Below are 8,064 nucleotides of genomic sequence, written 5' to 3'. Positions count from 1 at the left end.
GCCACAGTCGGGCGCGCACACCCACAGCGGAGCTGTTGACCACGTCGGTGACAGCGTCGTCGGTGATGTCGATCGTCATGAGAACCCCCCGTTCCATCTCCCATCATACTCGAACATACATTCGAGTCAAGGATTTTTTCGAGAAGGCGAGCCGGGTCCGGTCTTCGTGATTGTGTTGTTCGAGAGTAGATTCCGTCGTTAGAGCATCAGTGCCGGATCTGTAGTCAGTTCGATGTTCAGCCATGGTTCGTAGGGAAGGTCGGCGAGGCTGGTGGCGAACGAGCGTCGTACTGCGTCTTCACCGTCGATGTCCCAGCTGTGTGGCGCGACCATGAACGTCGCTTCGATATACAGCTTGCGGCCCACCTTGCTCATGGTGAGAGTCGGTTCGTCCAAACCGAATTCGTCGCGGACGGCAGTGATGGCTTCGTGCACGCGGGCCTGAACGTTCTCGCCGGGAGCACCTTCGAGGAGTTCGATCAGTGCGGTTCGCAGAAGTGCGTACGGTTGTGGGACCAACATCGCGCAGCCGAGGAGAACCAAGACGGAGTCGACATAGCGGTCTGCGTCGGAGAAATCGGTGCGGCCCAGGATCATTGCGACGACAGCACCGACTGCGACCAGCGCACTGAAGGCAGCCGACGCTCCCCACTGCCTGGCTTCGGCGACGAGTAGATCGGACGTGCGGTCGACTTGCCCGACGTAGCGCCAGATGATGATCGACACCACTGCGCTGACAGCGCCGTATGCCACCAATGATCCGGCAGTGACGTCGGCTCCTCCCGCGAGGATGACCCGTACCGCCTCGACTGCGGCGTAGGCGAGCGTCGCCAGTAGTGCCATGCCCTGGACGGCGATGACTACCGGGATCAATGCCTCTTTGCCGAAGGGGAAGCGTGCGGTGGGGCCCGAGTCGGCTATCCGTGAAACCCGCAGTGACAGCGCCGTCAACACCATTCCGATGAGGGCGTACACACCGTCGAGCAGGATCACCTGGGACTGCGAGATCCAGCCCCAGAATGCGGCGAGCACAGCCAACGCGGTTGCGACCACGAGCGAGTACCGCAGGGCCGTGCGTTCGCGGGTAGCGCTGTCTTCCCTGGAGCCCATGAATTTCAAACCGCCTGTCCGTTTCGATATTCCTTCACGTAGGAATACCAGCAACGACGCGCAGGCACGGCATCAGTGGACCAATTGCGCTGCCAGATCCAGAAAGTCGTCGGCGTTGATGTCGAACTCGTCGGAATAGGTCACGTCGGGATTTCCCTTTGCTCCGAATTCGAGCGGTCGGGCTATGAAGGCGGTGCGAAATCCGAGAGCCTTGGCTGCCCGTATGTCGTATTTGTGGCTGGCAACCATCATGATCTCGGCCGGGTCGTATCCGAGGTACCGAGCGGCAAGGTGGTAGATCTTCGGGTCCGGTTTGAAGACACCGGCCATTTCGGCAGTGAAGACGGCATGCCAGGGCAGGTTTCCGTGGCGCGAGATGCTGACCGCTGCGTTCACGTCGGCGTTGGACAAGGCAGCGATTGTGTACTGCTGGCGCAGGGTTGTCAGGCCGGCGACAGTGTCGGGCCACGGGTCCAGGAATTTCCAGGCGGTGGTGAGCTCTTCCTGTTCGGCGTCGGAAAGCTCGATACTCTCGCGGACCAACAGCTTGCGCAGAGCCTCGCGGTACACCGAATGTACTGTCACCCATTCGTCTGAAGCGTTGTCGACCTCAGAGGTGTTCGCGAAGTACTCAGCGCGCCAGAGATTGACGAAGCGTGACCAGTCGACGTCCGCGTCGGTGATTCGACGGGCCTCTCGGCACAGTGTGCTGTGAAAATCGGTCGCTGTGCCCTGGACGTCGAACAGCAGTGCTTTGATCTTCTCGCGCACTAGGCCTCCATTCCGAGATCGCCTGACGGACTTCCCACATTATTGCGGTTACGGCGCCCGATTCGTGCTCGATGAGCGCAAAGGCGCCGCGCGTCGCAAAATAGACATCTATGGCCGACCGCGGATTTACCCCGACTCAGCTCGCCGCCCGATCTGCCTACCTGCTGCGCGGAAACGACCTGGGCACGATGACCAGCGCTGCCCCGAAGCTGTATCCCCACATGTGGAGCTGGGACGCCGCGTTCGTCGCGGTAGGTTTGGCGCCGCTCAGCGTCGAACGGGCGGTAGTAGAGCTCGATACCTTGCTCTCGGCTCAGTGGAAGAACGGAATGATTCCGCACATCGTGTTCGCGAACGGTGTCGACGGCTACTTCCCCGGCCCGACGCGCTGGGATGTCAATGCGTTGGCAGCTCATGCTCCTTTGGGTACCGCTACATCGGGAATCACCCAACCCCCTGTTCACGCGATCGCGGTGCAGCGGATTCTCGATCATTCGCGTCGGCACGGACGTACGACGCGTGCGGTCGCGGAAGAGTTCCTGGACCGGCGCTGGAGCGATCTGGTTCGGTGGCACCGGTGGTTGGCGGAGGCCCGCGATCTTGACGGCAACGGCCGCATCGCGCTTTATCACGGGTGGGAATCGGGGATGGACAACTCTCCGCGATGGGATCTGGCGTACGCGAATGTTGTTGCGGGACAAGTGCCTGCGTATCAGCGTGCTGATCTCGCTGTGGTGACGGACCTGTCTCAGCGGCCTACGGATCACGAATACGACCGCTACCTTTGGCTTCTCGAAGAGATGAAGGCCGTGCGGTACGAGGATTCGCAGCTTGCAACGGCCATGAGTTTTGCCGTCGAGGACGTGTTTGTCAGTGCCGTCTTCTCGATGGCATGCGACGTCTTGGCAACTATCGGCGAGGAGCATTCGCGGCCGAACTCCGACGTCCGTGATCTGCGCGGTTGGGCAGATCGATTCCGGCAGGGTGTTATTGCCACCACTGATGAACGATCGGGTGCAGCAAAGGATTTCGATCTTCGAACCGGGCGATGGGTTCATACCGAGACCATCGCGATGTTTGCGCCGTTGCTGTGCGGCGGCCTGAGCCGTGATGCCGAGCGCGCTCTGTTGCGTACTTTCGAGGGGCCCAAATTTTGTGGTCACCCGGACATGCGATTTGCTGTCCCACCGTCGACGTCTCCGGTTTCCGGCGATTTCCGTCCTCGGGAGTATTGGCGTGGCCCGGTGTGGCCGGTCATCACGTGGTTGTTCTCGTGGGCGTTCGCGCGTCGGGGATGGGCCGAGCGATCACACGTCCTGCGTTCGGAGGGGTTGAGGCAGGCCAGCGACGGCACATTTGCCGAGTACTACGAGCCTTTCACCGGAGAACCGTTGGGGAGCATGCAGCAGTCGTGGACTGCGGCGGCCGTTCTCGACTGGCTCGGTTGAGTGAACATTCGCTGAATTAGCGGACAAAACGGACCAGTCAACCTTACTCTCGGGAAATGGTCGAGCGACGGATCGTCAGGACACTGGGCAAGCTCACCCCGATCGCGATGGCTGCTGCCATCGCGATCACGGCACCTGGCCTCGCCGCTGCCGACGCGCCACGTGGCCCGGACGTGTCTTCGTGGCAGCACGTGGACGGAACCGGAATCGACTGGTTCCAGGTCAAGGCGTCAGGGCACGAGTTCGCGATGGTCAAGGCCACCGAGTCGCTCAACTACGTCAATCCGTACTTCATTCAGGATTGCCTGGTCATGCGTGCTGCCGGCGTCTCGCGCGGGGCCTACCACTACGCAGACGTTCGCCAGTCCCCCGAAGCCCAGGCCGCCTTCTATTCGGCGATCGTCCTGGGTATCAACGGACCCGGTGACCTCCCGCCCGTTCTGGATCTAGAGGACGCAAAAGGACTGCCTGCCGGTCAGGTCATCGACTGGACTCATCGCTACCTGAACACCGTCCAGGCACTTACCGGGCGGCAGCCAATCATCTACACGTACCCCAACTTCTGGCGTACTCAGATGGCCAACACCACAGAGTTCAACCACTACCCGCTGTGGATCGCCGATTACAACGGCCAGAACGCACCGGGCCCGCTGCCCGGTGGTTGGTCCAACTGGACCTTCTGGCAGTACACCAGCACCGGACGCATCCCCGGGATCACCGGAAACACTGATATCAACGTCTACAGCGGAGCGCAGGGCGATTTCGATCGCTACGCCAACAGTGTGGGGTTCGGCAGTAGCTAGTTTGCGGCGGGCCTTTGGCTCCGTGGTGCCTGTTTCGGGCCTTTCGCCTTCGAGGCATTTGTCTCTAGGCGCGCGGAGGGGCCCTCTTGGCGCTCTTGCGATGCTTGGCTGGTTAGTCCGGTTGTTGCTCGCCAGTTACGAGAATTCTGCCCAACGGTAGCCACGGTCCCTGAATTTGCGACTAGCTGGGCATGATCAGAAGATAGCCACGGCAGCTAGTGAGCAGAATCGCTCCCTCCGAAAAGCTACAAAACGGACTTGAAGTTCGGTCTGGTGCCAGGGTGGACGCCCGGTTTCGGGTCGAATGTTGCGCCTCGCAATCAAAATATCGGAGCCCCGGGGTGCTTCGTTACCGGCAGCCGTCGCTGGGTGCGGTCTGGATCAATTCGATCAATTTCAGCGGTTTGTTCGGATGGTATTGCGCCACTCAGTGACGAGGATTTGCCTCGGGTTCAGATGGTTGTGGTGCACTCAACAGGCCTTATACATATTGGGCATTTGTCCAGATTGGGTGCCGTACTCGACGGGGGTCTTCACCCGATCTGGTCAGCGAAAACGTCGAATTTCATCGCGTTCGGTGTCGCGACGTACTCCGGTGGGCGAATTGTCCGCTTGAACAACACCGCTTCCCGGATGTTGTCCGATCTACGAACAAAAACGGCGATCGGTCTGCTTTGTCTGACTTTCGATGGGCAAGCTCCCGGTTATCTGTTATCTTGGTCCAGATAACTGGAAGGTTGCTCTCGATTTGCATGGATTTCGAGGGCCAAGGTCCTGTTCGGGACGGCTCTTCCAACACGCAAGTGTTTCCGAAGAGGAGCTCGAATGACAGGACCGGCAACAGCGTCCGGTGTGAGGTCGATCAGCCGAAAACAGGCGCATCGACCCGAACCAACCGATCAATCGGGAGTTCGCGCCAGCGCTCTCGCATATCCGTCCACCGAACATCGATCAGGCACATCCTGGGGAGTAAGAAATGCCTAACGACATTCCGCCGACAAGGTCGGCCTTATTCACCGCAGGGCTCCCGCCCTGGGTGCGAGCGTGGACGGTGGTGTGGACCGCCATCGCGATGATTCTCGGTATCTCCGGCGCGACGGCAGTGGTTGCATCAGCGCAGCCGGCCGCGACGCTCGGCGGTCCCGTTCAGGCTCAGGCGCCGGCTCGCGCCGCTGTCCTGCCGGATGAACAGCCTGCAAAAGGCTGCGCATTCAGCGCCCCCGGCACCGGTCCGTTCTCGCAGAACATCTGCTGGATCGATATGTCGACGCTCGATGCGGCAACGGCTGCTTCTGCGGCAGGGCAGTCGATGGAAATCCAGCTCACCGACGGTTACAAGATCAACTTCAAGGCTTTTCTCACCGACTCGGTTGCAGGAAAGAATCACCAGGGGATCGAAACGAAGGCATTTCCCACGTTGCACTATGCAGCGTTGGGAACTTCCGCGTACACGGGTGTGCCGACGACGATCAAGCCGGCGATCTACCAGACCTCAGCCACCGCTGGTCAGTCCGGTGGAACAGTCTCGCTGAAGAACATCGTGATGACGGGGCCGAATGGCGCCGTCAACAACTACGGGCTTGTAGCAGCCGACGCCGAGTCGACAGACGCGAATATCAATACTACGAACGACCGTGAATTCCTCACTTTCAATTCGGACAAACCTCTACGTCAGATTGCACGTACCGTCGGTGACGACGATGATCCTGCCTACCCCGGAATTCGGGCCTGTGACGGTGGTCTGACGGGTATGCCAGCCACCACCGTCCGTTGCGATTCCTGGAACAACGTCAATGGCCAGGGGCGTACGCCCGGAACGCTTGTCGTTGCATCGACTGCTCCGACAAGTTTCGCAGCCACTTTCGGAAATACCGTTCAGGCCACCTCTCGTCAGGGCCTGGCCTTCGGTGTCCTTCTCTCGAAGGTCAAGATCGACAAGGACCTCACGCGCGTCACCCCCGGTGACGATTTCACGATCGGCATGAGCACCGGGCACCACGCAAACGCGGGCGCTGCCGCAGCAACCGAGATCAAGAGCACCACGACCGGTGCGACTGATACGACGGCATCGACTGGCTGGCGGACGCTCCTCGCGGATACCACGCCCACCCCTGTCACTTTCTGGGAGAAGCCAACTACCTCGGCTACCAAGACCGCGAACTATGCGACGTCATGGGATTGCCAGGTAAACGGTGTGACCCAGACACTCAGGGTCGGTGACGTCGCGCAGGCAGCACTTACGCCGGGCGACAACGTGTACTGCAAGGTCAAGAACACACCGGTTCTCGTGAAGAAGTCCTCGTCACCACCAACCGGTGAGACGGTCAATATCGGTCAAACAATCACCTACACTTTGAATTTCGAGAACCCTGGCGCTGCGCCGGCGACGATCGACTACACGGACTATCTCACCGATGTCATCGATGACGGAACTGTCGCGGTCGGGGCTGCAACCGGTGGGCTCACCGCTGCTTTGAACGGCCCCGACAAGATCAAGGTCGGCGGCACCTTGCCGGCGGGAGGCAAAGGGACAGTCACATACACCGTTACTGTCAAAGATGGCGGCAACAAGGTACTGAACAACTATCTGGTTCCCGGGACTACGACTCCTCCGACAACATGTGATCCTGCAACCAATCTCTGCACGACGCATCCCATGCCTGGTTTCACGCTGACGAAGACGGCGGATCCGGCTTCCGGTTCGACGGTTCGGGCCGGCGACACCATTACGTACACCGTCACCGGTACCAACACCGGCAAGACGGCACTGACTCCCGCGACGATCACTGACGATCTGAGTGCGGTTCTCAATAACGCTGCCGTCGTTCCTGGTTCGTTGAAGGCGATCGTCGACGGCGCTCCTGCCGCTGCTCCGACTCTGTCGGGCAGCACTTTGTCGTGGTCCGCCAATCTCCAGGCTGGTAAGTCTGTTGTCTTGACCTACCAGGTGAAGGTCAACGACGGGGTTGCCGCAGGCACTGTCCTGAACAACAAGGTCAGCGGCATTGCGAAGCCGCCGACCGGTCCGGATATCACTCCCCCTCCGGTGGAGACCAATCACTCAGTTCCCGGCTTCACCTTGGAGAAGACTGCTGATCCGATTTCCGGTTCGACTGTTCAGGCCGGCGGGTCGATCAAGTACACCGTCACCGGCACCAACACCGGCAAGACGAAGCTAGATCCCGTAGTGATCACTGATGATATGGGTGCGGTTCTCAATAACGCTGCCGTCGTTCCTGGTTCGCTGAAGGCGACCGTCGACGGTGCTCCTGCTACTGCTCCCACTTTGTCGGGCACCACCCTTTCGTGGACTGGTCTTCTCGAAGCCGGTAAGTCTGTCGTTCTCACCTACGAGGTGAAGGTCAACGACGGGGTTGCCGCAGGCACTGTCCTGAACAACAAGGTCAGCGGCATTGCGAAGCCGCCGAGCGGTCCGGATATCACTCCCCCTCCGGTGGAGACCAATCACTCGGTTCCCGGTTTCACAGTCGCGAAGACTGCCGATCCGGCCTCGGGCACTGGTGTCAATGCTGGTCAGGTGATCACGTACACGGTGACGGGTGCGAATACGGGTAACACGACCCTTGATCCGGTGGTGTTGACCGATGATCTGTCGAAGGTTCTCGACAATGCCGTGTTGGTGGACGGTTCGCTCAAGGCAACTGTTGACGGTGTCGACGGTGCGGCTCCGACCCTGTCGGGTACGACGCTCTCGTGGACGGGTGCACTCGAGGCTGGTAAGTCGGTTGTTCTGACCTACCAGGTGAAGGTCAATGCCGGTGTTGCCGGCGGCACGTTGATCAACAACAAGGTCACCGGTACTGCGAAGCCGCCGACCGGTCCGGAGATCACTCCTCCGCCGGTCACGACCGAGCATCCGGTTCTGTCTCCGAAGATTGCTGTGGTGAAGTCGTCTGATCCGGTGTCGGGTT

General features: G+C 60.2%; 5 protein-coding genes. 3 read left to right on the top strand and 2 right to left on the bottom strand.

The genetic code is table 11. The annotated features are described in order from the left end of the window. Positions 1-198: 198 nt before the first annotated feature. Positions 199-1,110, bottom strand: a complete 912-nt coding sequence (locus DBV08_RS18995; protein ID WP_124568487.1) for a cation transporter — start codon at positions 1,108-1,110, stop codon at positions 199-201. A gap of 72 nt (positions 1,111-1,182) precedes the next feature. Next, positions 1,183-1,881: a haloacid dehalogenase type II gene (locus tag DBV08_RS18990; RefSeq protein WP_095973754.1), complete on the bottom strand. Its 699-nt coding sequence runs from the start codon at positions 1,879-1,881 to the stop codon at positions 1,183-1,185. Positions 1,882-1,991: 110 nt separating this feature from the next. Here DBV08_RS18990 and DBV08_RS18985 point away from each other — a divergent pair, with 110 nt between their 5' ends. The 3 genes from DBV08_RS18985 to DBV08_RS18975 form a co-directional block, all read left to right on the top strand. Beyond that, complete coding sequence (locus DBV08_RS18985; protein ID WP_124568486.1) at positions 1,992-3,329, top strand: amylo-alpha-1,6-glucosidase; 1,338 nt, start codon at positions 1,992-1,994, stop codon at positions 3,327-3,329. Between the two features lie 107 nt (positions 3,330-3,436). Then, the gene (locus DBV08_RS18980) at positions 3,437-4,132 is read left to right on the top strand and encodes a glycoside hydrolase family 25 protein (RefSeq protein ID WP_370334015.1); all 696 of its coding nucleotides are present in this window, start codon (positions 3,437-3,439) and stop codon (positions 4,130-4,132) included. 976 nt (positions 4,133-5,108) lie between these two features. Continuing rightward, on the top strand, positions 5,109-8,064 hold a 2,956-nt coding region (locus DBV08_RS18975; protein ID WP_260395651.1), incomplete at its 3' end, for an isopeptide-forming domain-containing fimbrial protein.

The sequence above is a fragment of the Rhodococcus sp. KBW08 genome (genome assembly GCF_003852455.1).
GTDB classification, from domain to species: domain Bacteria; phylum Actinomycetota; class Actinomycetes; order Mycobacteriales; family Mycobacteriaceae; genus Rhodococcus_F; species Rhodococcus_F baikonurensis.
This window is presented reverse-complemented; position numbering and strand designations above follow the sequence as displayed.